This window comes from Streptomyces virginiae (genome assembly GCF_040638905.1).
GTDB lineage: Bacteria > Actinomycetota > Actinomycetes > Streptomycetales > Streptomycetaceae > Streptomyces > Streptomyces virginiae_B.
The window spans coordinates 111,967-137,227 of record NZ_JBEZYV010000013.1; the positions used below are offsets into that span (position 1 = coordinate 111,967).

28 protein-coding genes and 2 pseudogenes are annotated in these 25,261 nt (G+C 73.6%); 11 read left to right on the top strand and 19 right to left on the bottom strand.

Annotated elements, in window-relative coordinates:
- Positions 1–12: 12 nt before the first annotated feature.
- A complete protein-coding gene (locus AB0F82_RS20190) occupies positions 13–585 on the bottom strand; it encodes a TetR/AcrR family transcriptional regulator (RefSeq protein ID WP_362629476.1) in 573 nt (190 codons plus the stop codon).
- Between the two features lie 149 nt (positions 586–734).
- Between AB0F82_RS20190 and AB0F82_RS20195 the strand changes: the two genes are divergently transcribed.
- A complete protein-coding gene (locus AB0F82_RS20195; RefSeq protein WP_362629479.1) occupies positions 735–1,526 on the top strand; it encodes an SDR family NAD(P)-dependent oxidoreductase in 792 nt (263 codons plus the stop codon).
- A gap of 158 nt (positions 1,527–1,684) precedes the next feature.
- Complete coding sequence (locus AB0F82_RS20200) at positions 1,685–4,141, top strand: CehA/McbA family metallohydrolase (protein ID WP_362629482.1); 2,457 nt, start codon at positions 1,685–1,687, stop codon at positions 4,139–4,141.
- On the opposite strand, the gene AB0F82_RS20205 is transcribed toward AB0F82_RS20200, so the two are convergent.
- The 5 genes from AB0F82_RS20205 to AB0F82_RS20225 all read right to left on the bottom strand — a co-directional run bounded on the left by AB0F82_RS20205 (position 4,138) and on the right by AB0F82_RS20225 (position 7,897).
- The gene (locus AB0F82_RS20205; RefSeq protein WP_362629485.1) at positions 4,138–4,413 is read right to left on the bottom strand and encodes a hypothetical protein; all 276 of its coding nucleotides are present in this window, start codon (positions 4,411–4,413) and stop codon (positions 4,138–4,140) included. The two genes, AB0F82_RS20200 and AB0F82_RS20205, sit on opposite strands and share 4 nt — an antisense overlap.
- A gap of 388 nt (positions 4,414–4,801) precedes the next feature.
- Positions 4,802–5,968 carry an alanine--tRNA ligase-related protein gene (locus AB0F82_RS20210; RefSeq protein WP_356812901.1) on the bottom strand — a complete coding sequence of 389 codons (1,167 nt, stop codon included), beginning with the start codon at positions 5,966–5,968 and terminating at the stop codon, positions 4,802–4,804.
- A 262-nt stretch (positions 5,969–6,230) separates the two neighbouring features.
- The gene (locus AB0F82_RS20215; RefSeq protein ID WP_362629488.1) at positions 6,231–6,911 is read right to left on the bottom strand and encodes a class I SAM-dependent methyltransferase; all 681 of its coding nucleotides are present in this window, start codon (positions 6,909–6,911) and stop codon (positions 6,231–6,233) included.
- A gap of 244 nt (positions 6,912–7,155) precedes the next feature.
- Entirely contained in the window at positions 7,156–7,554 is a 399-nt protein-coding gene (locus tag AB0F82_RS20220; RefSeq protein ID WP_362629491.1) for a cofilin family protein, read from the bottom strand.
- Positions 7,555–7,621: 67 nt separating this feature from the next.
- Positions 7,622–7,897: an isoamylase early set domain-containing protein gene (locus AB0F82_RS20225; RefSeq protein ID WP_356812905.1), complete on the bottom strand. Its 276-nt coding sequence runs from the start codon at positions 7,895–7,897 to the stop codon at positions 7,622–7,624.
- A 261-nt stretch (positions 7,898–8,158) separates the two neighbouring features.
- Between AB0F82_RS20225 and AB0F82_RS20230 the strand changes: the two genes are divergently transcribed.
- The gene (locus AB0F82_RS20230; protein WP_356812906.1) at positions 8,159–8,704 is read left to right on the top strand and encodes a hypothetical protein; all 546 of its coding nucleotides are present in this window, start codon (positions 8,159–8,161) and stop codon (positions 8,702–8,704) included.
- Positions 8,705–8,806: 102 nt separating this feature from the next.
- On the opposite strand, the gene AB0F82_RS20235 is transcribed toward AB0F82_RS20230, so the two are convergent.
- The 5 genes from AB0F82_RS20235 to AB0F82_RS20255 form a co-directional block, all read right to left on the bottom strand.
- Positions 8,807–9,406, bottom strand: a complete 600-nt coding sequence (locus AB0F82_RS20235; protein ID WP_362629496.1) for an alkaline shock response membrane anchor protein AmaP — start codon at positions 9,404–9,406, stop codon at positions 8,807–8,809.
- Between the two features lie 47 nt (positions 9,407–9,453).
- Complete coding sequence (locus AB0F82_RS20240) at positions 9,454–10,032, bottom strand: DUF6286 domain-containing protein (protein ID WP_362629499.1); 579 nt, start codon at positions 10,030–10,032, stop codon at positions 9,454–9,456.
- Positions 10,033–10,069: 37 nt separating this feature from the next.
- Entirely contained in the window at positions 10,070–10,429 is a 360-nt protein-coding gene (locus tag AB0F82_RS20245) for an Asp23/Gls24 family envelope stress response protein (protein WP_362629502.1), read from the bottom strand.
- Positions 10,430–10,476: 47 nt separating this feature from the next.
- Positions 10,477–10,656, bottom strand: a complete 180-nt coding sequence (locus AB0F82_RS20250; protein WP_356812910.1) for a hypothetical protein — start codon at positions 10,654–10,656, stop codon at positions 10,477–10,479.
- Between the two features lie 87 nt (positions 10,657–10,743).
- On the bottom strand, positions 10,744–11,229 hold the full coding sequence (locus AB0F82_RS20255) for an Asp23/Gls24 family envelope stress response protein (RefSeq protein ID WP_362629504.1): 486 nt from the start codon (positions 11,227–11,229) through the stop codon (positions 10,744–10,746).
- Between the two features lie 362 nt (positions 11,230–11,591).
- Here AB0F82_RS20255 and AB0F82_RS20260 point away from each other — a divergent pair, with 362 nt between their 5' ends.
- The 7 genes and pseudogenes from AB0F82_RS20260 to AB0F82_RS20290 all read left to right on the top strand — a co-directional run.
- Entirely contained in the window at positions 11,592–12,116 is a 525-nt protein-coding gene (locus tag AB0F82_RS20260; protein WP_362629507.1) for an RNA polymerase sigma factor, read from the top strand.
- Positions 12,107–12,826, top strand: coding sequence for a hypothetical protein (locus AB0F82_RS20265; RefSeq protein ID WP_362629510.1), 720 nt, complete (start codon positions 12,107–12,109; stop codon positions 12,824–12,826). The genes AB0F82_RS20260 and AB0F82_RS20265 overlap by 10 nt, the downstream gene beginning before the upstream one ends.
- The gene (locus tag AB0F82_RS20270) at positions 12,823–13,185 is read left to right on the top strand and encodes a hypothetical protein (RefSeq protein WP_362629513.1); all 363 of its coding nucleotides are present in this window, start codon (positions 12,823–12,825) and stop codon (positions 13,183–13,185) included. Before AB0F82_RS20265 ends, AB0F82_RS20270 begins: the two co-directional genes overlap by 4 nt.
- A 196-nt stretch (positions 13,186–13,381) precedes the next feature.
- Positions 13,382–14,302 carry an SDR family oxidoreductase gene (locus AB0F82_RS20275; protein ID WP_362629516.1) on the top strand — a complete coding sequence of 307 codons (921 nt, stop codon included), beginning with the start codon at positions 13,382–13,384 and terminating at the stop codon, positions 14,300–14,302.
- Positions 14,303–14,493: 191 nt separating this feature from the next.
- Positions 14,494–15,450, top strand: coding sequence for a TIGR03557 family F420-dependent LLM class oxidoreductase (locus AB0F82_RS20280; RefSeq protein WP_356812916.1), 957 nt, complete (start codon positions 14,494–14,496; stop codon positions 15,448–15,450).
- A gap of 287 nt (positions 15,451–15,737) precedes the next feature.
- Positions 15,738–15,896, top strand: a complete 159-nt coding sequence (locus AB0F82_RS20285) for a hypothetical protein (protein WP_362629519.1) — start codon at positions 15,738–15,740, stop codon at positions 15,894–15,896.
- A gap of 56 nt (positions 15,897–15,952) precedes the next feature.
- A pseudogene (locus tag AB0F82_RS20290) lies at positions 15,953–16,200 on the top strand (IS5/IS1182 family transposase); the annotation flags it as partial.
- 123 nt (positions 16,201–16,323) lie between these two features.
- On the opposite strand, the gene AB0F82_RS20295 reads toward AB0F82_RS20290, so the two are convergent.
- The 3 genes from AB0F82_RS20295 to AB0F82_RS20305 form a co-directional block, all read right to left on the bottom strand.
- Positions 16,324–16,839: an SRPBCC family protein gene (locus AB0F82_RS20295; RefSeq protein WP_356812921.1), complete on the bottom strand. Its 516-nt coding sequence runs from the start codon at positions 16,837–16,839 to the stop codon at positions 16,324–16,326.
- Between the two features lie 82 nt (positions 16,840–16,921).
- Complete coding sequence (locus AB0F82_RS20300) at positions 16,922–18,205, bottom strand: ClC family H(+)/Cl(-) exchange transporter (RefSeq protein WP_362629522.1); 1,284 nt, start codon at positions 18,203–18,205, stop codon at positions 16,922–16,924.
- 3 nt (positions 18,206–18,208) lie between these two features.
- On the bottom strand, positions 18,209–18,823 hold the full coding sequence (locus AB0F82_RS20305) for a dihydrofolate reductase family protein (RefSeq protein WP_362629525.1): 615 nt from the start codon (positions 18,821–18,823) through the stop codon (positions 18,209–18,211).
- 252 nt (positions 18,824–19,075) lie between these two features.
- Here AB0F82_RS20305 and AB0F82_RS20310 point away from each other — a divergent pair, with 252 nt between their 5' ends.
- Positions 19,076–21,202: an MMPL family transporter gene (locus AB0F82_RS20310; RefSeq protein ID WP_362629528.1), complete on the top strand. Its 2,127-nt coding sequence runs from the start codon at positions 19,076–19,078 to the stop codon at positions 21,200–21,202.
- Between the two features lie 143 nt (positions 21,203–21,345).
- On the opposite strand, the pseudogene AB0F82_RS20315 reads toward AB0F82_RS20310, so the two are convergent.
- From AB0F82_RS20315 to sigK, 5 genes and pseudogenes are all read right to left on the bottom strand, one after another.
- Positions 21,346–21,504 (bottom strand): annotated as a pseudogene (locus AB0F82_RS20315) (DUF1295 domain-containing protein); the annotation flags it as partial.
- Between the two features lie 37 nt (positions 21,505–21,541).
- A complete protein-coding gene (locus AB0F82_RS20320; RefSeq protein WP_436842119.1) occupies positions 21,542–22,291 on the bottom strand; it encodes a DUF1365 domain-containing protein in 750 nt (249 codons plus the stop codon).
- Positions 22,285–23,550, bottom strand: coding sequence for an NAD(P)/FAD-dependent oxidoreductase (locus tag AB0F82_RS20325; RefSeq protein WP_362629534.1), 1,266 nt, complete (start codon positions 23,548–23,550; stop codon positions 22,285–22,287). Before AB0F82_RS20325 ends, AB0F82_RS20320 begins: the two co-directional genes overlap by 7 nt.
- Positions 23,551–23,686: 136 nt before the next feature.
- Positions 23,687–24,439: an anti-sigma factor gene (locus tag AB0F82_RS20330; RefSeq protein ID WP_362629537.1), complete on the bottom strand. Its 753-nt coding sequence runs from the start codon at positions 24,437–24,439 to the stop codon at positions 23,687–23,689.
- Positions 24,436–25,038: an ECF RNA polymerase sigma factor SigK gene (gene sigK / locus AB0F82_RS20335; protein ID WP_362629540.1), complete on the bottom strand. Its 603-nt coding sequence runs from the start codon at positions 25,036–25,038 to the stop codon at positions 24,436–24,438. The genes AB0F82_RS20330 and sigK overlap by 4 nt, the downstream gene beginning before the upstream one ends.
- Positions 25,039–25,261: the final 223 nt, after the last annotated feature.

The window sequence follows — 25,261 nt, forward strand, 5'->3', positions numbered from 1 at the left end:
GCGGGACAGCCCTCAAGCGGTGTGCGCCGGGGTGAAGTTCGTGAGGATCAGCAGCGTGTCGACCAGGTCCTCGGCGGGCGCTCCGGTGGCCAGGCGGCGCAGCTGCTGCCCGAACACCAGGGCCACGGCCGCGCCGGCCAGGCGTTCGGGGTCCGGCACGCCCAGCTGGGTCAGGATCCGCGTGGCCAGCAGGTCATAGGCCGCGAAGCACTCGGCCGCGGCGGCACGCAGCCGTTCGTCCCGGCCCGCCTGCACGTACAGCTCGAAGGGCGCGATGTGGCGGCTGTCGAAGGCGTTGCCGCCCGCGACCTGCGCCACCACCTCGGCCGCCCGGCCGATGTCGAAGTGCTCGTCGGAGCATTCGTCGGCGAGCGCGGTGAAGTGCCGGGTCTCCTCGGCCACGAAGTGCAGCAGGCTCTCGCGCAGCAGCTCGTGCTGGGTGGCGAAGTGGTAGGTGACGGAGCCCAGGGAGACCGCTGCCTCCTTGGCGATCCGCCGGTTGGTGACGGCCGCGATGCCGTCCTGCCCGATGATCCGCAGTACGGCGTCGATGATGCTCTGGCGGGTGGCGGAAGCGTGGGGCATGTCCGCATTCTGCCCCATCGGACGACGCGATCGCCGTGCGGGGGCCGGGGAGTTGGGGACGGGTGGGGTGTGGACAAGCAGCGGTGCGGTCCCTACTGTTCGTTCGAACGAACAGTGGAAGAACGCCGAAACGCCGTACGGGAGTCGTCGTGGAGATGTCCGGATCGAACGTTCTGCTCACCGGGGCCACCGGAGGCATCGGCGCCGCCCTGGCCGCACGCCTGACCGCGCAGGGAGCCCGCCTCACGGTCACCGGCCGGCAGGAGGCCGCCCTGAAGGCCGCCGCGGACGCCTGCGGGGCCCGGACCGTGCTCGCCGATCTCGCCGTCCGGTCGGACGTCGTGCGCCTCGCCGAGGCCTGCGCCGACTCGGACGTCCTCGTCGCGAACGCCGCCCTGCCCGCCAGCGGCGACCTCCTCGACTACACCGAGGAGCAGCTCGACCGCGCCCTCGACGTCAACCTGCGGGCTCCCGTCCTGTTGTCCCGGCTGCTCGCGGAACACATGGTGGCCCGCGGCCGCGGACACATCGTGCTGGTCGGTTCCATCTCGGGCAAGGCGGCGACCAAGTCGACCTCCCTGTACAACGCGACGAAGTTCGGGCTGCGGGGTTTCGCCCTCGCCCTGCGCCAGGAGCTCAGGGGCACGCGGGTGGGGGTGTCCCTGGTCCAGCCCGGCTTCGTCCGGGACGCGGGGATGTTCGCGGCCACCGGCGCAGCCACCCCGAACGGCATCCGGACCGTCACGCCGGGCCAGGTGGCCGACGGCGTCGTACGGGCCGTCCGCCGGGACCTGTGCGAGGTCAACGTCGCGCCGCTGGAGCTGCGGCTGCTCAGCGCCATAGCCGGGCAGTTCCCCGGCTTCGCGGAGCGGATCCAGGCCCGTACGGACGTCGACGGCTCCGTGCGACAGATCGTCGACGCCCAGCGCGCACGCCGCTAGGTCGTGTCGGCCCCGCCGGCCTGGCGGGGCTTTGACCACCCGACCTGGGCCGCGCCTCCCGCGTCTCTGCTCCTCTGCTCCTCTGCTCCTCGCGTCGTTCGTTCGTCCTCGCACCTGCACGCCTTCCATGCCACCCCATGTGAACGGAGAGCACGGCTGTGCCGAGTGAACACCTCCCGAGTGACGGGCCCGGGGCCGGCCCGCAGGTCGAGCGCAGGTCCCTGCTGCGATTAGGGGCACTGCTGGCCGCGGGCGGGACCGCCGCGCTGGCGCCGGCACCGGTCGCGCACGCCGCGACGAGGGGCCGGGGCACCGATACGGTGACCACCACCTACACGGGCCGCTCCCCCTACGGCAACGACCAATGGGCGTACGTCGCCTTCGACGTCGACGCCGGAGTGCAGCGAATCTCCGTATCGACCGCTCACGACGGCTCCGCCGGCATCCTGGACCTCGGGATCTTCGGCCCGACCGGCTTCCGCGGCTGGTCGGGCGGCGCACGGTCCGGCTTCACCCTCGCCGCGTCGGACGCCACCCCCGGCTATGTGCCCGGCCCGGTGGAGCCCGGCCGCTGGTCCGTCACCCTGGGCCCCATGGTCGGCAGCCCCGACGGCATGGCCTGGCAGGTCGACGTCACCCTCCACCAAGGGGCTCCGCTGCCCGGAACCCCGTACGACATCCTGCCCGCCGCGGTGCCCGGACGCGGCCCCGGTTGGTACCGGGGCGATCTGCACCTGCACAGCGTGCACTCCGACGGCCAGCGCACGGTGGACGAGATCGTGGCGGCCGCACGCCAGGAGGGGCTGCACTTCATCGCCACCTCCGACCACAACACCAGCTCGACCGGCGTCACGTGGAAGGGGAACGTACCGGCCGACCTGCTGGTGATCAACGCCGAGGAGGTCACCACCCGGCACGGCCACTGGCTGGCCGTCGGCCTGCCGCAGGGCGAATGGGTGGACTGGCGCTACGGACCCGCGAACCAGGGCGAGTTCGAGGGACACGCACGGCGCGTGCACAGTCTGGGCGGACTGACGATCGCCGCCCATCCGCTCACCCCGGCACCCGGATCCTTCTGGGAGTTCGGCCTCGACCGCGTGGACGCGCTGGAGGTGTGGAACGGACCGTGGACCCTGGACGACGCGGCCAACATCGCCGCCTGGCACGTCATGCTCTGCCTCGGCAAGCGGGTCGCGGCCGTCGGCAACAGCGACGCCCACAGCCCCGCGGACGCCGTCGGCCGGCCGCACAACGTAGTGCGCGCCGACAGCCTGTCAACTCCGGCGGTCCTGGACGCGCTGCGCATGGGACGCTCGTACGCCGTCGAATCCGCGGCCGTGACCGTGGACTTCACGGCCCGCGCCGGCGCGGCGGTGGCGGGGCCCGGCGAGGAGCTGCCCCTGTCGTTCTTCGACGCCGTCGACGTGACCCTGAACGTGACGGGCGCCCCGGAGAGCATCGCCACGCTGTACACCGAGTGGGGCATCATGGCCGCCACCTGCATCGACGCCGGCGGCCGCGGTCAGCTGAGGTGGCGCGGCTGGGGCAAGGCGTCCCTGTTCGCCCGGGCGGAGGTGCGCCGCCCCAAGCCCGCGTCCACCACGCTGGACCAACTGGTGGCCATCACCAACCCGGTGTGGTTCTACTCCGCCCGACTGCCCCCGTACGACGTCGAGCGGCGCGTGCTCTTCCACACCGAGCGTCGTCCCGACGGATCGTGGAGCGGCATGCGTCCGCTGCCGGGTGCCGGCGGCTCCGCCTCGTTCGCCGGGGTGCAGAGCGCCGTGGCGGGCATGGCGGACGGCTCGGTGGTGGTGCTGGGCATCGCACCCGACAACGGCCTGTGGCTGACCTCCGTGCGTGGTGCGGCCACGCTCCGGCCCTGGCAACGTGTCGCGGGGCCGGACGGATCGACCGATTTCACCGTCAGGGAGGCGGACATCACGGCCTTCCCCGACGGCACCTGCCAGATCGTGGCGACGGCCATGGACGGCACCACGTACCACCAGATGCGGCGGGCCGACGGCGGGCTGCCCGGGTTCCGCGCCGTGCCCGGTCCCACCGCGACGAGCCGTTGGGGTGCGACGAAGGTGGCGATCACCGCCATGCCCGACGGGTCCGCCCAGTTGCTCAGCTACGGCACGGACGGTGCCATGTACCACTGCGTCCGCGGGCGTACGGGTACGTGGACGCCGTGGGGACGGTTGGCCGGCTACAACGGTGCGGCGACGTTCTCCGGCCCCGCCCTGGCGATCACGGGTTTGCCCGACGGGGTCGTCGCAGGTCCTGGCGATCGGGATCGACGGGATCGTCTACCACCAACTGCGGCGGCCGGACGGCTCCTGGAGCGGCTTCCGGGCCCCGAGGGGCGCCACCACCGCCACCATGGGGCCAGCGCCATCGGCATCGCGGGAACGCCGGACGGCTCGGCCCAGGTCGTGGCGGTCGGGCTCGACGGACGGGTCTGGCACAACGTCAGGAGGCCGGACGGCTCCTGGACCCCGTTCGGTCGGATACCGGGCCCCAACGGCAGGGACCCCTTCCCCGCGGGGCAGGTCCGCATCGCCGCCCTCCGCGACGGCACCACCCACGTGGCGGCCATCAGCGCGGGCTAAGGGGCCTTTGCGGGGCGGGGCCAGGGTGCGTCGGCGTCGTCGCCCCGTTCCGGGCGCAGGCCCAGCTCGTCGAGTTCGTCGAGTCCGTCGAGCGCCATCATCGCGGTGAACACCGGGTTGGGCTTGGCGCCTCCCACTCCCCCGTCGGCGAGGACCTGCGCGTAGCGGGTGGTGCACGTACTCGGCCGTACCTGCCCGTTCGCGCCGGTCAGCCCCAGTGCCGCCGTCCGGAGGGCGGTGGCCTGCACCGGCAGCCCGTCCAGGTGGGACACCGCCGCGGCGGCCCGGTGCAGCGCGAAGGCGTGCCCGTCGGTGAGGATCGCGGCTTCCCCTGCTCGAAGAGGCCGGCGACGGCGCCGCGCACGGTCTGGATCTTGAGCTGGGCGGCGTCGTACTTCGCACCGCAAGCCCCGTTCCCCTCGTCGGACAGGTGGAGGACGCCGCAGTCAGGTCCGGGTCGTCGCTCGTCGCGGACAACGGCTCGGCCTGGTTCATCTCCGGTGAGGAGAACTCCGGCTGGGACAACTCCCAGCTCGCCGGGCTCAAGGCCTTCAAGGGGTCCGACTTCGAGGCGGTCGACGCGTCCGGACTGCAGCAGTCGCCGGACTCGGGAGCCGTCGTGAACGCGCCGCGTCGGCAACCTCGTCCGCGTCGTCGTCGTCATTCCTGTCGCAGGGTCGTGACCAGGCCGCGCGGCAGACCATGGGTGTCGTGGAGGTAGTGGAAGTCCTCCTCGGTCAGCAGTCCGTGGAACCGGGGGCGGGCGAGCACCCGACGGCCGCGCTCCAGGAGCCCGCGGAAGCGGTGCTCCTCCTCACGGAGCAGCCGGAGCACGTCGCCCGGCGGCATGTCCTGCCGGAAGTGGTCCAGGGTGTGCCGGACCAGTTCCTCCGGCAGGTCCCCGATGCCGCGGGAGGGGTCGTCGCGCCACAGCACCGTGAGCACCCGTCGCACCAGCCGCCGCAGCACGTATCCGCGTCCGGTGTGGGCCGGGCGCACGCCGTCGCCGAGCACCACGACGGCCGAGCGGAGGTGGTCGCAGACCACGCGCAGGGACGTTTCGTCGAGGTGCCACAGGGGCGGTACGAGGCGGCGCCAGGGGTCGAAGACGTCGCACTCGAACACCGAGGACCTGCCCTGGAGCAGTGAGGCCAGCCGTTCCAGACCGAGCCCGGTGTCGACGTTGCGCTGGGGCAGGGGCACAAGGGAGCCGTCGTCGAGTCGGCGGTGGCTCATCGTGACGTGGTTCCACACCTCCACCCAGCGGTCGTCGCGGGTGGGAGTGGACCGGGGCGGGCCGTCGCCGCTCCACAGGAAGATCTCCGAGTCGGGGCCGCAGGGGCCGACCGGGCCGTTGGACCACCAGTTGTCTTCGGCGGTGAGTTCGACGGGGACGCCCCGCTCCTGCCACAGGCGGAGGGAGGCGGTGTCCGGCCCGGTCCGGTCGTCGCCCGCGTGGACGGTGGCGTACAGCAGGCGGGGATCCACGCCGAGTCCCTCGGTGAGCAGACCGTATCCCCAGTCGAGGCTGAGCGGTCCGTCGTAGTCGCCCAGCGACCAGGTGCCGAGCATCTCGAAGACCGTCAGGTGCGTGTCGTCGCCGACCTCCTCCAGGTCCGTGGTGCGCAGGCAGCGCTGTACGTTGACCAGTCGCCTGCCCTGCGGATGGGGGCGGCCTTCCAGGTACGGGGTGAGCGGGTGCATGCCGGAGGTGGTGAAGAGCACGGGGTCGCCGGGTGGTGGCAGGAGCGTCGAGCCGATGATCCGGCGGTGCTCGCGCTCCTCGAAGTACTCGACGAACGTGTCGACCAGCTGTTCGGTGTTCATGGGGTGGCTCCTTGGCATCGCAGCGGGAGGGCACCGGAGAACGGGACCGAGGGTCTCCGGCCGGGGCGGGGACGCCACGGCATGGCCGACGGACCGTTTCCGGTCGCCGGGGGGAGGGGAAGGTCAGGCGGCGGCAACCGGCGAGCTGGTCGCTCGCGCGGTCGCGGTGGTGCTGGGGCCGTTGACGTTCATGCGGGCAACGGTAGCGCGGTGGTGCCTGCCGGGCACGCGGTTTTCGTCCGCCCGGACGTCGCGGAGACGCTCACCCCGGTTCGTCGCCGAGCCGGTCCTGCGCCCGCATCAGGAGGTGGCCCCGGCGGAAGCGCTCCTGCGGACCGGGCTCTCGCAGCATCCGCCCGACCTCGCCGAACCCGGCCTCGCGGGCCATCTCCGCGAGGTCGTCGATCGGCCACCGGTAGGCGGTCGTCACCTTGTGGTCGAACGCCGCCACTGGACCGCCCTCGGCCTCGAAGAAGGCGAGCAGGAGGGGCCCGCCCGGAGCCAGAGCGCGGCGGAACTCGGCGAGGTACGAAGGGAGTTCCCGCGGCGGGGCATGGATCACCGAGTACCAGGACACGATGCCGCCCAGCTCGCCGTCGGTCAGCCCCAGGGCGTCCATCGAACCGACGTCGAACCGCAGGTCGGGGTGGGCCTCGCGGGCGAAGTCGATCATGGCGGGTGAGAGGTCGACGCCGAAGACGTCCAGTCCCAGACCGCGCAGATGAGCCGTCACATATCCCGGACCGCAGCCCAGTTCGGCCACCGGCCCGGCGTCGGCGGTCAGCGCGAGCTCGGCGAACGCGGCGAGGACCGAGCGGTCCAGCGGAACGCCGTCGAGCCAGTCGCGGGCGAGATCCGCGTAGCGGACGACGACGGAGTCGTAGGCGTCGGACGTCTCACGGAGGTACGCGGGGAGTTCGGGGAGTTCGGGGAGTTCGGCCACAGGGGACAACCTTAGGGCGTGCGCGGCCGGGGCGCGCCCTTGTCCGCCGGCGCGGGGTGGTCTCCCGCACCCAGGCCAGGTAGCCCTACGAGGTCCTGGCCGCCGGGAGCGCGAGGCCCTGTCCATGGCCGGCGTGGACGAGACCCGGTAGCCCCGTTCGTGCCGCAGGGCCTCCTTGCTCCAGTGGAAGGGGGCCGTCCGTGCCTCGACGTCGGCGGCTGCCACGGTCGTCTGCGCGGCCGGATCAGCCGGCCAGGGCGACCAGCCTTCGGTAGGCCAGTTGGTCCGCGCGCCTGGCGGTGAGGTGGACGTGGACATCGCCGAGGTATTCCTTCAGCGCGGAGTACCCCGCCGTGTAGGTCTCCTCCTGTTCACCGGCCGCCGGCGGCATCCAGAAGATCAGCAGCAGCTCGTTGCGCCGCGTGCCCTCCGGGCTGGCGAAGGACAGCTCGTGGAGGACCAGTCGGGGCTCGTCCGACGGCAGGCCCTGCACCAGCTCGTCGTGGGTCAGGTTGGCCTCCAGCTCCGGGGCAAGGCCGTCCGGGGGGTCCGCGCGGAGGACCACGGTGTTGATCTCCCGCAGCTCCCTCAGGTGCTGAACGGCAGCAACGCAGCCTTCCGACAGACCGATCGGGCTGCTCACTGGGTCTCACCTCGGTGCTGGTCAGTGCGGGCGGCGTGGGGCGGCAGGAGGGCGGGAGCGGCTGCCGTCAGGTGTGGATGCGGCCGTTGGTCCCGTCGTGGGCGTCGGCGTGTTCGTCGTCGAACCAGTAGTCGCCGGCGGCGAGGTAGCGGAAGGAGTGGGCGCTGTGGGCGGGCAGCGCGACGGTCGCGGCGCGGGTGCCGTCGCCCCGGGGCTCCAGGGGGTGGGCGGCGGGGTTCCAGTGGTTGAAGTCCCCGACGACGCTGACCGGCCCGTCCGGAGTTTCCGCGGGGAGGACGAAGGTGACTTGCGTACGGCCCTTGAGCTTCTTGCGTTCGAGCACTGGGACACTCCAGCGGTGGAGGGACGGGGGAACCGGCCCGTGCATCCTCACGCCGGCGTGCGTGCGCCGCGGTGGCACCGGGCCGGGGTACGGGCAGAAGTCACCCGGCTGGCCGCGCCTGCCGGGTGCCGGCGGCACCGGCGGCAGCTCTGGGACAGGAGGGGCGGCCGAACGCATGTGCTCCGTGCGGAAGGTGGGTAGGAGCTGTCTGCCGCGACGCACCGAACGTGCGGCACCAGGCGTACGGTTCGGGGAGGGACTGTGGCACTGCTCGATCAACTACCGGCGCTCATCGGCGTCGTGGTCGGTTCGCTCGGCTCCTACGCCGTGCAGACACTGACCGAGCGCCGGCGGTGGACGCGGCAGCGGGAGGAGCGGTGGGACGAGAAGCGCTTCGAGACGTACGGCCGTTACGCCAACGCCCTCAAGGCGCAGCTCCGCCTCACCCAGCGCATCGGCGCCTCACTCGGATACTCGGACGTGGTCGATCCGCTGGCACCGGCCGACGGCCTGCCCCTGCTCGCCGACGCCGAATCCCACCGTGCCACGGAATGGGAGGCCGTCCTCCTGGTGGGGGACGCCGCGACGGTCGCGGCCGCACGGCGCTGGCACGAGACGATCTGGACCATACAGCTGCTGATACGGGAGGACTCGGTCGACGGCGAGCTCTGGACCAAGGCGCACCGGCTGGCGAGCGCGGCACGGGACGCCTTCTACGAGAGTGCGCGTCGGGACCTGGGCATCGCAGGGGCTCCCCCGCCGCCGGGGCAGTGGCCGCGGCAGTGGCGGGCCGAGCTGTCGGGGTGAGCGTCGCCCGCACCGTCGCCTGGCACTGCCGCTCGCGCCGCCGCCCGCATCGCCGCCCGCTCGCCGCCCCGCACCGCCGCACGACCGTCCGGGCCGTCGGCCCTATTCGGCGCGGTGCGGTTTGTGCGGGGTGACCCTCATCCGCGCTTCGGCGGGCAGCCGGGCGCGGCCGGTGGACCGGCGGGCGCGGGTCAGGGGGCCGTCGCACAGCGTCCGCAGGACGGGGCCGGGTTCGCTGTCCTGGGTGAGGGTGAGGTCGAGTTGTGCCTTCGGACGGCGTGGCGGGCCGATCATGCGCGCCTGCGCGCGGGTGACACCCGGTTGCCGGCCGGCATCGGCGGCCAGCGCGTCGCTGAGGGCGTGCTCGCGCAGTTCCACCCCGTCCGCGGGGGGCTCGCCCAGCCGTATGTGGCCGGGGTGGGTCCGGTGCAGCTGCGCCACCAGCCACCACAGGGCGAGCAGGAACACGACGGCCAGGGCGGCGATGACGGCGGGCCACCACCAGGCCTCGTCCGTCCACCGCGTACGGTCCGCGTCCTGCAGCACCACGGCGTCGGGAGCGGTCCACGGCATGCCGTCAGGAGACGAGAGGGACCAGCGCCGGTAGACGTCGAAGCCGCCCGCCAGCATCAGGACGCCGGAGCCGAGCATGACGATGCCCGTCAGGGCCAACAGGATCCGGTTGATCGCGGATTTCCTCATGAGATCCGTCCTGTCTCGGGTCGCGGGCGGGGGGCGTCCACGACGCGTCACGTGTGGCGGGAGCGGGTCCGGACGGCGAGCCCGGGCGGGTCGGCGAGGGCGAGCCGGTCGATCTGCTCCCGCAGGGCGGCCTCCAGATCGGCCCGGACATCGGCCGGGGAGCGGAACCGTACGTCCGCGCGTGCCGCGACCCGGTGACGGCGCATGCGGATCCTCGCACCGCTGACGCCGGGAACGCGCAGGGCGGCGTCCCGCAGCAGCATGACCGCCGCATCGCGGTCCAGCACGGCCCGTACGTCCGCGTCCGGGGACTTCAAGGGGTACTGGTGCCGCAGGCCGGGCGTGAGTGCCAGCACGATCAGCCAGAGACCGAGCAGGGCGAGGACGACGGCGCCGACCCGGATCCAGACGTCGTCCAGCGGGCGCGTGGCCAGCTCAGGGGCGAGGCTCGTACGCCAGGCGGCGGCGTTGCCGCCCGCGCGGACCCGGACGATGTCGAACAGGAGGGCTCCGGTGGCGGCTGCGACGACCAGGGCCGTCAGTGCGGCGGGGATCCTGCGCTCGGACCAGGGTCGGCGCGCGGGAGGTACGTCTCGCGCGGGCGCTTGGTCTTGGTCCGTTTTCATTCCGGCGCTCCTTCCGGGAGGGGTCGCCACCCCGGGCTCACTGCACGCGCCCGCGTTCCGGGCCCGCGCCGCCGAAGGGGACCAGGTGCTCGATGGCCAGGGTGACCTCGGTGACCTTGATCCCGGTCAGCTGGCTCACGCGATCGCTGACGTACTGCTGCAGTCGACGGGAGACGTCGGCGAGGTCGACGGGGTACGGCAGGTCCAGGGAGAGGCCCAGGCGCGCCGTGCCGCCACCGACCGTGACCGAGGCGCGTGGCGCGGCCAGTTCCGTGCGGGCCGGCGAGGTGTCGTCCCGTGCGGCCAGAGCCTCCCGTGCGGCGCGGACCGCGATGCGGGCCACCACCTTGTCCCGTACCACCGTGGCGCCGCGCTCGGCCTCCGGCAGCGCCGGCAAGGCCGGACCGGCCCCTGCGTCGGGCGTGGCTGCGGGCGTCCGCGAGGTCACCGCGGGCCGCCGGAACGCTTGAAGTCGGACGTCGTGAGATCGCCCTGAACCATGAGGCCGATCATGAGGCCCACCGCGCCCAGGACGGCCACGAGCAGGAACGCCCAGAAGCCTCCGAAGAATGCGGCGAAGCCGAGGGCCATGCCGGCCAGCAGGCCCACCTTTGCTGCGCTCATCTCACTCACCTGAATCCTCACGTCAACGTGTGTCCTGCGTCGTGCGCCGTGCGCGGTCGCACACGGGGCGAGGAGGGCGCGACGGGGTCACTGCACACGGCCCTCGCCCGCCTCCTCGTCCTCCTCGTCGGGCAGGTGGACGTCGTCGACGGTGATGTTCACCTCGACGACCTCCAGGCCGGTCATGCTCTCCACCGCCGTGATGACGTGGGTGCGGGCGGCGCCGGCCATGTCCACGATGGCCACGCCGTACTCGGCGACCACATCGAGATCGATGGCGGCCTGCCGTTCGCCCACCTCGACCTTCACCCCGCGGCTCACGCTGGGACGGCCGCCCGGAACCATGTCCTTCACGGCCCCGAGCGTGCGGGTCACGCCGGCGCCGAGGCTGTGGATGCCCGGCACCTCACGGGCGGCCATGCCCGCGATCTTCTCCACGACACTGTCGGATATGGACGTCCGGCCTCGTGTCTCGGGCGCCGCCCCGGCGCCGCTGCGGCCCTTCAGGGTCTTGCCCGCCGAGCCCGCGCCGGGCTCGCTCCCACCCGCGGTGGGGCTGATGGTGTCCGACATGAGGGACCTCCCGAGGGTCGTACGGGTGCCGGTGTGGCGCCCTCGACTGTTTGGACACGCCCCGGACGCATTCGTCACCCTTGTCGCACGATCCGTTCCACCTACCCTGGAGGTGCGTACGCGACTGCGAGGACCGTTCCCGACGAAAGTGGGCGGCGATGCGCAACCGGCCCGGGCCCCCACCCCCCTACGAGGCGGAGTCCCGGCCTGCGCCGCAGCCGGCCACCGGCTCCGCCGCCGGGCGGGGGGACCCCGGCGATCCTGGCGGCCCCGGCGCCGCCGGCCGTCCCGGCGCTCCCGGCGCTCCCGGCGCTCTTGAGTCTCCCGGCGCTCCCGGCGCTCCTGAGGACCTGAACGACGGCATGCTGGCCGTCCGGGCTTCGGAGGGGGACGACGACGCGTTCGCCGTCCTCGTCCGGCGGCACAGCGGTCGGCTGCTCGCCCTGGCACAGCATCTGCTGGGAGACCGGGCGGACGCCGAGGACGCCGTACAGGAGGCGTTCCTCAGTGCCTGGCGACGCCTGCCGGAGTTCCACCACACGGCCTCCTTCGGCACCTGGATGTACCGCATCGTGACGAACCGCTGCCTGAACGTCCTGCGCCGGCGTCCCCGCCCCCTCCCCCTGGACGCCCTCCCCGAGCCCGCCGCCGCGGACGCCCGCAGCTCCCCGCCCCGGGTCTGCGAGGGGGACGCCGCGACCGCCGCCCTCAAGCGGGCGCTGCTGGAACTCGCCCCGGACCTGCGCGCGTGCTGGGTCCTGCGGGAGCTGCACGAACTGCACTACGAGGAGATCGCCCACGTCCTGGGGACCAGCGAACAGACAGTGCGCGGGAGGCTCTTCCGCGCACGACGCGCACTGACGGAGGCGATGCGCCCATGGCGCTAGACGACCCGCACCGACCCTCGGGCGACCGCCCCGAGCCCGTGGACGCCGTGGAGGCACCGGCCCCGGCGCACCACGAGGCCGAGCTGCGGGCCGGCGCCGAGCTCCTGCCCTGCGGGCGCCCCGTCGGCCGTGCCTGGGAACAGGCGCGCAGGCCCGCCGGCGCCGCTGCGGACCCGCACACCAGTACGTGCACGTGGTGCCGGCAGGCTGTCGAGGGACTGACGGCCCTGGACCGGGCCGCCCGTGCCCTGCGCGCCGAGGAACAGCCCGACGGCCGAACCCTCGCGCAGCGGGTCGTCGACGTGGTCCGTGCCGAGACGCGGCTGGGCGCCATGCTCCTGCTGGACGACCCGGGTCACGATCTGCACATCGCCGAGAGCGCCGCCGCGAAGGTGCTGCGCCGCGCCGTCGACACCGTTCCGGGCGCCCGTGCCGGCAGCTGCCGCCTCGTGCTCGTCCAGGGGAGACGGGCCGTGCACACCGTCGCCCTCACCATCGCGGCCGCACTCGATCAGCCGCTGCCGCAGCGGGCCGAGGAGGTGCGCCGAGCCGTCCTGCACGCGGCTCACCGCGGCTTGGGCCTGCAGGTCACGGCGGTCGACCTGACGATCAACGCCGTGCTGGACGTTCCCCGCGCCACGGCCGGCGGGCGGTCGGCGGGTGGCGGCCGATCGACGGATGGCGACCGATCGACGGGTGGCGACCGATGACCACCGCCGCACGCGAGGACGTCCACCGGGCAGCGGCCCGCGCCGCCCGCGGGGTACCCGGGGTGGCAGGTCTCCAGCCCGCCCTCGGCGACCTTCTCTCCCGCGTCGCCTCCCGGACGAGGCATGCCCTCGCGGGCGACACGGCCGCCGGGCATCCCGTCTCCGGCATCCGCTGCCGCCACACGCCGGAAGACGGCTGGCAGGTGGAAGTGCGGTGCGTGCTCCGCTCGGACCGGCGCGTGGTCGACGTAGCCCGGGACGTCCGCGAGCGGGTACGGGCGGCGGTGACGGCCCATCTCGCGCAGCACGGCAACTCCGGACCGGTCACCGTCCTGGTGGTGGTCACCCGCACCGAGTAGCTCGTCGTCCGGATGCGCCGGCACTTCGCCCCGTGTGTCCGCTCGATGTACGCCACCCGGGGTGACACGGGGGGCCCGGTGCGGGGGTGCGCCGGCTGCGGAGCCCGGGACTGTTAGAGAGGCCGTGCGGCCTGCGCGATGCCGGAGGCCGGAGGCCGGCCAACGGGCTCTGCCCGCACGAGGAACGAGGGGCGCAATGCGCGACATCTCCACGCCCGGCCGACACCGCCACCCCGGCACCCGGCTGCGGGGAAGGGTCGCGGTCGTGACCGGCGCCGCACGCGGAATCGGGGCGGCACTGGCACGGAACCTGTCCGGGGCGGGGATGTCCGTGGCGCTGCTGGGCCGCGAGGAGGCGTCCCTGCGCGCGACGGCGAGCACCCTGCCGAGCCGGAGCGTCTACGTCGAGGCCGACGTCACCGACAACGCGGCACTGCAGGCCGCCGCCCGGCACGTGGAAGAGGTGCTGGGACCGGCCAGCGTGGTCGCCGCCAATGCCGGGATCGCCGTCGGCGGGCCCTTCGACCGTACGGCCGCCGACCTGTGGCAGCGCGTCATCGACGTTAACCTCACCGGCTCCGCCAACACCGCCAGGGCATTCCTGCCCCAGCTGACCCGCACGCGTGGCTACTTCCTCCAGGTCGCCTCCACCGCCGCGCTGGGCTCCTCCCCCATGATGAGCGCCTACTGCGCCTCCAAGGCCGGAGTCGAGTCCTTCGCCCTGGCGTTGCGCAGCGAGGTGGAGCCCGACGGTGTCGCCGTCGGGATCGCCTACGTCCACTGGACCGGCACCGACATGATCAGCGGCGTCGACGAGCTCCCCGTACTACGGGCCCTGCGCCGCCACCAACCCCGTTTCGCCCGTCGGGTCCGCACTCCCGAGCAGGTCGCCGGCTGGCTCGCGGAGGGGATCACGCGCCGCTCCCACTCCGTCTACGCGCCGCCCTGGCTGCGCTGGTGCCAGCCACTGCGGCCGCTCTTCCCGCCGATCGTCGCCCGCATCGCCCGACGTGAGCTGCGTACCCCCGCGCGCGGCGACCTGACGGCCGAGGCCGGCGTCCTGGGCGCCGGAGGCCTCGCCGACTGGCACGCCTGCAACCCGCCCCGGGACTCTTGAGCCGCCGCAGAGGCGGTGCCGCGCGGGGACGGCCACCGTGGCGCCGTCGTGGGGAAGGCGTCGGGCGGCGACCCGGGCGGGCCCCGCCGAGGCCCGGGACCCGGGAAGTTTGGCCGCCGGGGGCACGGGCACGCGCGAACCGACGGCCGACCGTTGTCCGCCACCTCTGCCACCCTGGAGGCACGAGATCCATGACGACCTTCGGATACTTCCTCTCCTGCGAGGAGTTCACCCCTGCCCAGCTCCTGGACCAGGCCCGCAAGGCCGCCGACGCGGGATTCACCCGTCTGGCGATCTCCGACCACTTCCACCCGTGGAACGACGCGCAGGGCAACAGCCCGCTGGTCTGGTCGATGATCGGGGCCCTGTCGCAGACGGTGGACCTGCCCGTGACCACCTTGGTCACCTGCCCCACCGTGCGCCTGCACCCGGCGGTGACCGCCCAGGCGGCGGCCACCTCCAGCCGGCTGCTGGACGGCCGGTTCGCTCTGGGGGTGGGAACCGGCGAAGCGCTGAACGAGCACATCCTCGGGGACCGATGGCCCTCGTTCGACGAACGCGCCGACATGCTGGAGGAAGCGGTCGAAGTGATGCGGGCCCTCTTCACGGGCCGCCTGGTCAGCCATCGCGGCAGGCACTACACGGTGGACAACGCCCGTCTCTACACCGCCCCGCACGGGCGGCTGCCGGTGCACGTCTCCGGTTTCGGGCCCAAGGCGGCGGAGCTCGCCGGCCGTATCGGCGACGGCTTCGTCACCATGGGCCCGGACGAGGAGGCCATCGGTCGTTTCCGGGACGCGGGCGGCGGCGGGAAGCCGGTGATCGGAGGCCTGAAGGTGTGCTGGGGCGCGGACCGGGACGCGGCGGTCGACACCGCGCACCGGCTGTGGCCCAGCGAGCACCTTCCCGGTGAACTGGCCCAGATCCTCCCCACTCCTGCCCACTTCGAGCAGGCGAGCCGGCTCGTCACCCGTGAAGAGGTGTCCGCCAACGTGCCGTGTGGCGACGACGTCGAGGAGCACCTGGAAGCCGTCCGCGGCTACGTCGACGCCGGCTTCGACGAGGTGTACGTCGGGCAGATCGGACCGGACCAGGATTCGTTCTTCGCCGCCGCCCGCGACAAACTGCTGCCCGCCCTCGTCAGCTAGGCGGGCGTTGAGACGCCCCGGCGAGGTGGGGGGCCGAGTGGAAGCGTTAATTCCGGATGATCGCGTAACGGTCGGTCCCTACCGCGTCGTCGCGCGGCTCGGCAGCGGGGGCATGGGACGGGGCTATCCGGCCCTGCCGGCGGGCGGCGGGCGCAGCGTGGCCGTGCAGGTGGTGCATCCCGGGCCGGCGCGGGATCCGGAGTCAGACGGCGCTTCGCCTCGCCCGCGGGGTCGCGGCCGCGAGGGCGGTGGACGGGCGGTTCACCGCGCAGCTCCTCCGTGCCGGCGTGGATGACCCGACACCGGGGCTGAGTACGGTGTTCGCCACCGGGATGCCGCTCGCCGAGGCGGGGGCCGAACAGGGCCCATTCCCCGCGGAGTCGGCGGCCCCCGAGGAGTCGGCGCTCGCGGCGGTGCACGCGGCCGGGCGGGTGCACCGGACCTGAAGCCGTCGAACGTCCTGCTGGGCCCCGACGGCCCAGGTGATCGACTTCGCCATCCCATCGCGTCGGCCCGGCCGGCGCCGGGCCCCAAGGCCGGTGCCCATGTCTGGCCTGAGGCCGATGTGCCGGCCGTCGCGGCCGGGACGACGGTGATCGCGGACGGCGCCCTGTCCGGGCACCGGGCCGATCGTCCGCCACGGCGGAAGGGCCGGACGTCCCCTCCTGGCGTGGGCAGGAGGAGGACGACGCCGAACGCCGAAGGGTCCGTGCCCGCGTCGAGCACACCTTCGCCCGCATCGAGACCGGGTAGATCCTTCGTGACCACCGCCAGAGGTGGACGGCTTCCACCCCGCCGTCCAGCCCTGGCGCGGTGAAACAGCAGGCCGAGCACTCCTCACGCATGCCCGAGCCGGAGCCCCTGCACCACCCTTCAGGGGGTGTCGGGGTGGGCCTCCAGCTCGGACTTCAGCTTGCGCAGGGTCGCCCGGATGTTCTTCCGCTGGAACTCGGCGAAGGTGTGCCCCCTCGTCGCGATCCTGTCGAACGTGTTGGCCACCGGGTCGGGCCAACCGCGCCGGTCGTCGGTCCACGACTCCGTGACCTCGGTGCCCCCGGGTACGGCGGCGAAACGATACTCCCAGGTGGCGATCGGGCCCCGCAGCCACGGGCGGCGCAGGCCTATGGCGTGGACCCTGAACCGGAAGACCTCGTCCGGGTCGGCGGCCGTCACCGTGCAGCGGGTCGTCCAGCGGAACGGCCCGCGCTTGTTGTGGCCGTCGAAGACCATCCCGACGCGGGTCGCGGTGCCGGGGCCCTCCGCCGGGGTCGCGCCCAGGTTCTCCGGGCTCCAACGGCCCATGAGGGCCGGGTCGGAGACGTGCTGGTAGACCGTCGACGGGTCGGCCTCGACGATGATGGAGTCGCGGACGCTGAACGTACGGGGCATGTGGCTCCCTCCTCGGGGCACGACGGTAGCGGCAGCCGCCCCACCCGCAATCGTCGCCCCCGCCCCGCGGCCCGGGCCCCCGTCAGGACCGTTCCTGCATCCGGCGCCGCAGGGTGTCGTACAGGGGGTCGCTCCCCAGCCGGTCCGCGGTCACGGCGGCGGCGAAACAGGCGGTCAGCAGGGGCAGCAGGAGCACGCCGGCACCCGTCATCTCGGTCACCAGGACGATGCCGGTGAGCGGTGCCCGCACCACGCCGGTGAACACGGCGGCCATCCCCACTACCGCGAACGCGGCCGGACCCGCAGCGTCCGCCGGGAGCAGGAGGGAGACGAGGGCATGGGTGAGCGTCCCCCACAGGGCGCCGAGGGCCAGCAGCGGGGCGAACAGCCCGCCGGGCGTCGCGGCCGCGTAGCTGAGCGGGCCGGCCACGAACCGTACGGCGAGGCAGACCGTCAGGGCCGCCGCCGTCAGGCCTCCGCCCGCCAGCAGGCGCTCGCTCAGCTGGTCGCCGCCGCCCGTGAGGAGCGGATCGAAGGCCATCAGCGCGCCGACCAGGGCCCCGATGACGGCCGCCCGGGCGACGAGCGGAACCCGGGTCAGCCGGTCGCACACCTCCAGGGTCCCCACGACCAGCGCGCTGTACGCGGCGCCCAGCGCCCCGGCGGTCACCCCGCACAGCAGGAAGACCGGCAGCATCCACAGCGGTGGCGCGGGGAGGGCCGCGACGGGAAGGACGAGCGCGTCTCCCACGAGGGGCTGGGAGACGGCCACGGCGGAGAGCGTGCCGACGAGCGTCAGCAGCACCAGGCGGGGCCGCACCGTGCCGGTGACCTCCTCGCAGACGAACACCAGCCCGCCCAGCGGGGCGGTGAACGCCACCGCCAGGCCTGCCCCGCCCAGCGCGGTGTGCAGCATGCGGGCGTCCTCGGCGTCCAGCCGGCCGCGCCGGCCCGCCCGGGACCCGATCGCGGCACCCATGTGGACGATCGGCCCCTCCCTGCCCAGCACCAGGCCCGAACCGATCGCGATGAGTCCGCCCACGAACTTCACCGGCAGCAACCGGGCCGAACCGGCCTCCGACTCCTGCCGCCACACCGCTTCCACGTGCTGGATCCCGCTGCCCGGGGCGTGCGGGACCCGCCGGGCGATCGCGCAGGCCAGCGCCGCGCCCGCCGCGGTGAGGGCCACGGGAATCAGGCGGCCCGCCCCGCCCTGTGCGGCGGCCGCTTCCAGCAGCGACGCGCGCAGCAGGTCGGCGTGCTCCAGGCACCAGCGGAAGCCGCCGCCGACCAGCCCCACCAGACATCCCGCGAGCGCCGCGGCCACGAAGGCGCGGCCGCCTCTCCCCCGGCCTGCGGCAGCCATCGGCTAGTGCTGGGGGAGGTGGGTCTTGGCGTCGTCGTACGCCGCCCCGCCGGGTGCGGCGGCCAGGGCGTACGAGAGGTTCAGCACCCCGGTGCGGAACGTCTCGCAGGACAGCAGCTCCAGCGGGACCGGGGTCGCGTCCTGCCCGAACAGGCGCATGCCGGTACGCACGGCGATCGGGTGCAGCAGGAGGTTCAGTTCGTCCAGGAGTCCGGCGGCCATCAGCCGGCGCACGACGGAGACCGAGCCGCTGATCCAGACGGGTGTCCCGGCGTCCGGCTCCTCCTTGAGTGCGGCGACTCCCTCGGTGAGGTCACCGGCGAGCTGTTCGGAGTTGCGCCAGGTGAACGCGAGCGGGCCGTTCGACACCACGATCTTGCGGGCGTCACCCAGTACCTTGGCGAACGGTGCGTCCTCCCCGCCCGCCGCCTCCCGCTCCGGCCAGGCGCCCGCGAAGCTGTCGTAGGTCCTGCGTCCGAGCAGCAGGGTGTCGGCCCGGCCGAGGGTGGCGTCGACGGCGGCGCCCATCTCCTCGTCGAAATAGGGGAAGTGCCACTGGTCGGGTGCCTCGACGACGCCGTCGAGCGAGATGAACAGCTGCGCCTTGATCTTCCTCATACCGGTCTCCGGGAGCTGGTGGTCGGTCCGTCCGCGTACGGACCCCATCCAAGGGCACGCGGTAGTCGGCACCCGGGCCATTCACCCGCACGGCGGCTGCGTCGCCCCCGGTCGACCCCGGCACTTTCCCTGCATGGTGTGCGGAGAAAGTGCAACCCGATCGGGTGCTTCCCCGGAAGGGAGATGAGGGACCGTCGTTGACATGGACGGTCCTCACCGGCCGACGCACCTGTCACGACCCAAGGACTCGCATTGAGAAACGCACCGCGCTGGGCCCGCTGGATCGTTCCGCTCGCGCTGTTGCTCGTCTGGCTCGGCATCGGCGGGACGCTCGGACCGTACGCGGGGAAGCTGCGCGAGGTCGCCACGAACGACCAGGCGGCGTTCCTGCCGCGCAGCGCCGAGTCGACGCAGGTCATCGAAGCCCGCAAGGCCTTCGAGCGGGGTCAGTCCGTCCCGGCGGTCGTGGTGTGGACGGCGGACGGTGCCCCGGTGACGGCCGGGCAGCAGGAGGCCGCCGCGCGGGCCGTCGCGGGCCTCGCCGGCCGGCCCGGAATCACCGGCGCGCCCTCGCCGGCGGTCGTCTCCGCCGACGGTCTGGCCGTCCAGGCGGTCGTCCCGCTCGCGCCCGACCTGGGTGAGGAACTTCCGGCGGTCCTGGACGAGGTGCGGCAGACGGTGCAAAGGGTGCCGGGCACCTCGGTGGGGATCGCCGGCCCGGCAGCCACCCAGGCGGATCTGTCGGACGCGTTCGCGGGGATCGACGGGCTGCTGGTGGGCGTGGCCCTCGGAGCGGTGCTGTTGATCCTGCTGCTGGTGTACCGCAGCGTGCTGCTGCCACTGGTGATCATCATCAGTGCGGTGTTCGCCCTGGGCCTGGCGTGCGCGGTGGTGTACGCGCTGGCCGACCGGGGCGCCGTCCGTGTGGACGGCCAGGTCCAGGGGATCCTGTCGATCCTCGTGATCGGCGCCTCGACCGACTACGCCCTGCTCGTCGCGGCGCGCTTCCGCGAGGAGCTCGCCGTACGGGGCGACCGGGCGGACGCGGCGCTGGCCGCCGTGCGCCGGTCGGCGGGGGCGGTCACCGCCAGCGCGGCGACCGTGGCGCTGGGACTGCTTGCCCTGCTGGCGAGCGATCTGACGAACAACCGGGCTCTCGGGCCGGTCGGCGCGATCGGGATCGTCTGCGCGGTGCTGAGCTCGCTGACCTTCCTGCCGGCGGTTCTGGTCCTGCTGGGCCGCACCGCGTACTGGCCCGCCGTGCCCGGGCCGGCCGACGCCGCGGGCGAGGGGCACGGCGTGTGGCGCCGTGTCGCCGCACTGATCGACCGGGGGCCGCGGCGCGTGTGGGTGTCCACCTCCGTACTGCTCGTGGTGCTGGCCGGCTTCTCCCCCGCGCTGTCGTCCAAGGGCGTGCCGCTGGACGAGATCTTCGTGGGCGGCGCCCCCTCGGTCGGCGCCCAGCAGACCCTCGCCCGGCACTTCCCCGGCGGCTCGGGCAATCCGGCCGTCGTCATCGCGGACGCCGACCGGGCCGCCGAGGTACGGGCGGCCGCCGAGAGCACGGAAGGGGTCGCGGCGGTCGTCCCCGTCACCGCGGGCGGCGGACGACCCGGCGGCCCGGGCGCTCCGCTCGTCGTGGACGGCCGGGTGCGGTTGGACGCCACCCTGGAAGCCGCGGCCGACAGCGACGCCGCGAAGCGGACGGTCCAGAGGCTGCGCGAGCGCGTGCACGCCGTGCCGGGGGCCGACGCGCTCGTCGGGGGTTACACGGCCCAGCAGTTCGACACCCAGCAGACCTCGGCACGCGACCGCACCGTGATCGTCCCGATCGTCCTCGGCATCATCCTGCTGATCCTGGTCGCGCTCCTGCGGTCGGTGCTCGTGCCCGTCCTGCTGGTGGCGACGGTCGCGCTGAACTTCCTCGCCACGCTGGGGGTTTCCGCGCTCGTCTTTGAGCACCTGCTGGGCTTCAGCGGGACCGACGCGTCCGTACCGCTGTACGGGTTCGTGTTCCTGGTCGCCCTCGGCGTCGACTACAACATCTTCCTGATGTCCCGGGTGCGCGAGGAAACCGTTCGATCGGGTACCCGCGAGGGCGTGTTGCGGGGGCTCGTCACCACGGGCGGGGTCATCACCTCCGCCGGAGTCGTCCTCGCCGCGACCTTCGCCGCGCTGATGGTGATCCCGCTGGCCTTCCTCGTCCAGATCGCCTTCATTGTCGCGTTCGGCGTCCTGCTGGACACCCTCGTCGTGCGTTCCCTGCTGGTGCCGGCCCTCATCATCGACATCGGCCCTCGCGCCTGGTGGCCCAGCACGCTGTCCCGGCCGGGCGGGGGAACCGGCCCGCACAGCGCACCGGCGGCGCGGGCTCGGTGATCACCAGGCCGGCCACGGCGTTCCGGTCGTGTTCCCGGCGGGGCCGACCGGGTCGGCGAGGCCTGCGAAGTCGGCCGGGAACGGGGCGCGCCCCAGGAGCGCCGCGGTGGCCCCGGCCGTGATCCGGTGCCAGAGGCCGGCGGGACGAGGCTGTCGCCGAAGTAGTGGGGATGGCGGGTCCAGCCCCACAGGCCGCGGTCCATGATGCGGCCCCGGTTGGCCGGGTCCTCCTTGTACCGGGCCGACTGGTGGTCGCCCACCGCCTCGAAGCCGAGTCCCGCGGCCCACACGGCCAACCCGGACGTCGGGGCTGGTGGTCGGGCGTGGTGGCCGGGCGGGTCACGGAACCATTCCCTTCTGCGGGGTGTGCCGGGGGCGGGGTTGTACGGGCAGGCCGCGCAGGAGCAGACGGACACCGTGGAGGTGGATCCCCGCCCGGACGGCGGCGGTCGACCAGGGCCGGCGGGCGGCGGCCCGCAGGAGGGCGCGGGCCGTGGCGGAGCGGGCCCGTCCTCGCACGGTGGCGGTGAACGGCCGGCCGGCCTCGGTGTCGAGGTGCACGGTCAGGTGGAGGCGTTCCTCGGGGAGCGGCAGGCGCATCCGGTAGTGGCCCTCGACCGGGAAGAACGGCGAGACGTAGAACCGCTTCTCCGCCCTCGCCCGGCCGCCCGCGTCCGGGTGCAGCAGGTAACAGTGCCGCTGCCCGTACGTGTTGTGGACCTCCGCGACGACGCACACGAGGGACCCTGAGGCGTCGTGGCACCAGTAGACGCTGAGGGGGTTGAAGACGAAGCCGAAGACGCGGGCGTGGGCGAGCATCACCACGCGCCCGCCGGCTATGTCGATGTCGCGGGACGCGAGGAACTCCTCCAGACCGGCGCGGATCGTGGGTGCCCGGCCCGCGAAGTGGTCACGCGGGTCGAACCGGGCGAGGGGGCGCAGCGGGCGCGGCAGGACCGGCAGCCGGTCGAGGTCCACGCACCACAGGTAGGTGCGGTGCCGGACGTCATGGCGCAGGGGGGCGGTACGGGTGTGGACGACCACGCACTCGTACAGCGCGGCGGCGGGCGCCGCTCCCCCGGTCACCAGCGCACCCCCAGGGCGCGGGCGGCTGCCACGCCCGAGCGGCAGCCGTCCTCGTGGAAGCCCCAGCCGTGCCACGCTCCGGCGTACGCGGTCACGCCGGTGTTCAGGCGCGGCAGTTCCTCCTGCGCGGCGACCGAGGCGGGCGTGTGGACGGGGTGTTCGTACAGCATGCGGCGCACCACCCGGCCGGGGTCGACGCGGTCGTCGGCGCCGAGGGTCACCACGTGGTCGGCACCGTCGGGCAGGTTTTGCAGGCGCCTCATGTCGTAGCTGACGCGGACGGCCTCGGTTGAGGGTTCGCAGGCCGGCAGGTGGTAGTTCCAGCTGGCCCGGGCACGGGGTGAGCGGGGCAGGAGGCTCGTGTCGGTGTGCAGGACGGCCGGGTTGGGCGCGTACGTGAAGGCGCCCAAGAGCCGCCGTTCGTCCGGGGTGGGATCGGCGAGCAGGCGGAGGGCCTGGTCGGGGTGGGTGGCGATCACGACGGCGTCGTAGCCGTCGGTGGCGCCGTTCTCGGTGGTTATCCAGGCGCCGGAGCCGCGCGCGGCCCGGTGGACCGCCTGCACGGGGCTGGAGGTACGGACGCGGTGCACGCTCTTGGCCACGGCCTCGACGTAGGTGGCGGACCCGCCGGTGACGGTCTTCCACTGCGGGGAGCCCGTGACCGACAGCAGGCCGTGGTGGTGCAGGAAGGTGAAGAGGTGGGCGGCCGGGTGGGCCAGCGCCGTGCGTGCGGGGCACGACCACACCCCGGAGACCAGCGGGAGGGCGAAATGGCTGACGAAGTACGGGGAGAAGCGGCCTTCGCGGAGGAAGTCGCCGAGGGTGACGTGAGGGGAGGGCGGGTCGGCGAGCAGCCGGCGGGCCTTGCGGTGGAAGACGGGCACCTGCCCGAGCAGGCGCAGGTAGCGGCCGCGCAGCGCCCGCCGGCCGGTGAGCAGGCCGGCCGGGCCGCGGGCGCCCGCGTACTCCAGGCCGCAGCCGTCGCACCGTACCGACATGCTCATCTCGGCGTCCTGGGTGGAGACCCCCAGCTCGCGGAAGAGCCGTAGCAGGGTCGGACAGGTGCGCTCGTTGTGAACGACGAACCCCGAGTCCACGCCCATGGGCCGCCCGTCCGGGCCGGTGAGCTCATGGGTGTGGGCGTGGCCGCCGAGGCGGCCGTCGGCCTCGTAGAGGGTGACCTCGTACGAGCGCGCCAGGACGTGGGCGGCCGTCAGGCCCGCGACCCCGGCGCCGATCACCGCTGCTTTCCGGTGTTCCACCTCAGCACTCCCGCCACTCACCGCGCCGCCGGGTGCGGTCGCGCACCCGTTCTTCGCGGCGGAGGGGCGGGCGGATTGGTGGAGATCGCAGGGTGGGCGGATCGGCGGGGTGCGCGCCGGGGCGCGGACGGAGGCGTCAGGTGGGCAGGGCCATCAGGATCAGGGGGGCGGAGGTGGGGCGGCGGGAACCCCCGGCCGGTTCGAGGGTGAGTCCGACGGCGCCGGCGTCGGCGGTGTCCCCGTCGATGAGGACGGTGCCGTCCTGTCGGATGAACCCGGCCGGGCGCATGGTGCCGTCGTGGTCGAGCCAGAGCTGGTAGGTCTTGCCGGGGGCCGGTGCGGGCAGGCCGGATGCGGTGAAGACGGCCCTGTTCTGCCGCTGGGAGGCGACGACGGTGGTGGCCGCTCCGTTGCTGGCCCGGCCGTGAGCCGTACGGGCGTCAGGAGCGGCCAGGACGGTGCTGACGTCGTCGAGACGCTGCTCGGCCCGGGTGGCCCGCTGCTGGTACTGCTCGCTCTGCTGGTTCTGCCAGGCGGCCAGGCCGGCGAACGACGCGGCCGCGACCACGCTCGCGGCGAGCGCGAGGGGTACGGCCCGGCGCCGCAGCGCGCTGCCGATGGACGCGGTCGGCGCGGTGTCGGGGACGCGCGGCGGCAGTTGGCGTACGCCGTCGACGGCGGCCAGGACGTGGTGCTTCATAGCGGCCGGCGGATACTGCGCGGCGGCGTCCGCCAGGCGCGCGGCGGTCGCCTCGAACTCGGCCACCTCCTCGCGGCACGCCTGGCACTGCGGCAGGTGCTCGGTGAACGCCTGCCGCTCGGCGGGCTCCAAGGCGTTGAGGGCGTAGGCGGCGGCGAGGGTGTGGACGTCGGAGTGGTGTTGCTTCATGTGGTCACCCCCATGCAGTCGCGGAGCCGGATCAGCCCGTCGCGCATGCGTGTCTTGATGGTCGGCAGCGGTGTGCGCAGGGCTTCGGCGACCTCACGGTAGGTCAGGCCACGGTAGTAGGCCAGGGTCACGACCTGGCGCTGGAGTTCGGTCAGTCCGCGCATGCAGCGGCGCACCTGCTCGCTCTCCAGGCGGGTCTCGACCTGCTCGGAGACCTCGTCGAACGCCGTCTGGTGCTCGCGTGCCGCCTGGGCCTGTTCCCGGTCGGCGGACGCCTGGGCGGAGCGGACCCGGTCCACGGCCCGCCGGTGGGCGATGGTCGCCGCCCACGCGGTGACGCTGCCGTGGTCGGGCCGGTAGCGGGCGGCCTGCCGCCACAGGTCGATCATGACCTCCTGCGCGACCTCCTCCGACTGGGCCCGGTCGCGTACGACTCTGACCACGATCCCGAAGACCAGGGGTGCGAGCGCGTCGTAGAGGGCGGAGAAGGCCTGCTTGTCGCCGTGGGCGACCTCGTCCATGACCTCGGAGAGGTCGCTGCGGCCGGCATGACTGACACGGCCCGCGCGACCTGGACCGAACGGGAGTGGTTGGTTCACGGGGCGGGCTCCGGCTGCGGCGACAAGGCGAAGGGGCAGCCGATGCCGGCCTGCCGGGGGCGGGGTGTCCATCGCATGGTGGTCCTTGTCCTTGTCCTGGGTACGTGGAGCCGGGCCGTGAGGTGTGTCCGAGGGTTCTTCGTAGCGGAAGTGCGCACGGATGGCCGGACTTTTGGCAAACGGAGCAGATGAGCGTGCCGGCGGAGCGTCCGGGCACGGGGGT

Excerpts from the sequence above, each read along its gene's own strand:
- AB0F82_RS20190 (WP_362629476.1), bottom strand. The coding sequence starts at position 585 with ATGCCCCACGCTTCCGCCACCCGCCAGAGCATCATCGACGCCGTACTG.
- AB0F82_RS20210 (WP_356812901.1), bottom strand. The coding sequence starts at position 5,968 with ATGAACACCGAACAGCTGGTCGACACGTTCGTCGAGTACTTCGAGGAG.
- AB0F82_RS20235 (WP_362629496.1), bottom strand. The coding sequence starts at position 9,406 with ATGAGGAAATCCGCGATCAACCGGATCCTGTTGGCCCTGACGGGCATC.
- AB0F82_RS20240 (WP_362629499.1), bottom strand. The coding sequence starts at position 10,032 with ATGAAAACGGACCAAGACCAAGCGCCCGCGCGAGACGTACCTCCCGCG.
- AB0F82_RS20250 (WP_356812910.1), bottom strand. The coding sequence starts at position 10,656 with ATGAGCGCAGCAAAGGTGGGCCTGCTGGCCGGCATGGCCCTCGGCTTC.
- AB0F82_RS20255 (WP_362629504.1), bottom strand. The coding sequence starts at position 11,229 with ATGTCGGACACCATCAGCCCCACCGCGGGTGGGAGCGAGCCCGGCGCG.
- AB0F82_RS20260 (WP_362629507.1), top strand. The coding sequence starts at position 11,592 with ATGCTGGCCGTCCGGGCTTCGGAGGGGGACGACGACGCGTTCGCCGTC.
- AB0F82_RS20265 (WP_362629510.1), top strand. The coding sequence starts at position 12,107 with ATGGCGCTAGACGACCCGCACCGACCCTCGGGCGACCGCCCCGAGCCC.
- AB0F82_RS20270 (WP_362629513.1), top strand. The coding sequence starts at position 12,823 with ATGACCACCGCCGCACGCGAGGACGTCCACCGGGCAGCGGCCCGCGCC.
- AB0F82_RS20275 (WP_362629516.1), top strand. The coding sequence starts at position 13,382 with ATGCGCGACATCTCCACGCCCGGCCGACACCGCCACCCCGGCACCCGG.
- AB0F82_RS20280 (WP_356812916.1), top strand. The coding sequence starts at position 14,494 with ATGACGACCTTCGGATACTTCCTCTCCTGCGAGGAGTTCACCCCTGCC.
- AB0F82_RS20295 (WP_356812921.1), bottom strand. The coding sequence starts at position 16,839 with ATGCCCCGTACGTTCAGCGTCCGCGACTCCATCATCGTCGAGGCCGAC.
- AB0F82_RS20300 (WP_362629522.1), bottom strand. The coding sequence starts at position 18,205 with ATGGCTGCCGCAGGCCGGGGGAGAGGCGGCCGCGCCTTCGTGGCCGCG.
- AB0F82_RS20305 (WP_362629525.1), bottom strand. The coding sequence starts at position 18,823 with ATGAGGAAGATCAAGGCGCAGCTGTTCATCTCGCTCGACGGCGTCGTC.
- AB0F82_RS20330 (WP_362629537.1), bottom strand. The coding sequence starts at position 24,439 with ATGAAGCAACACCACTCCGACGTCCACACCCTCGCCGCCGCCTACGCC.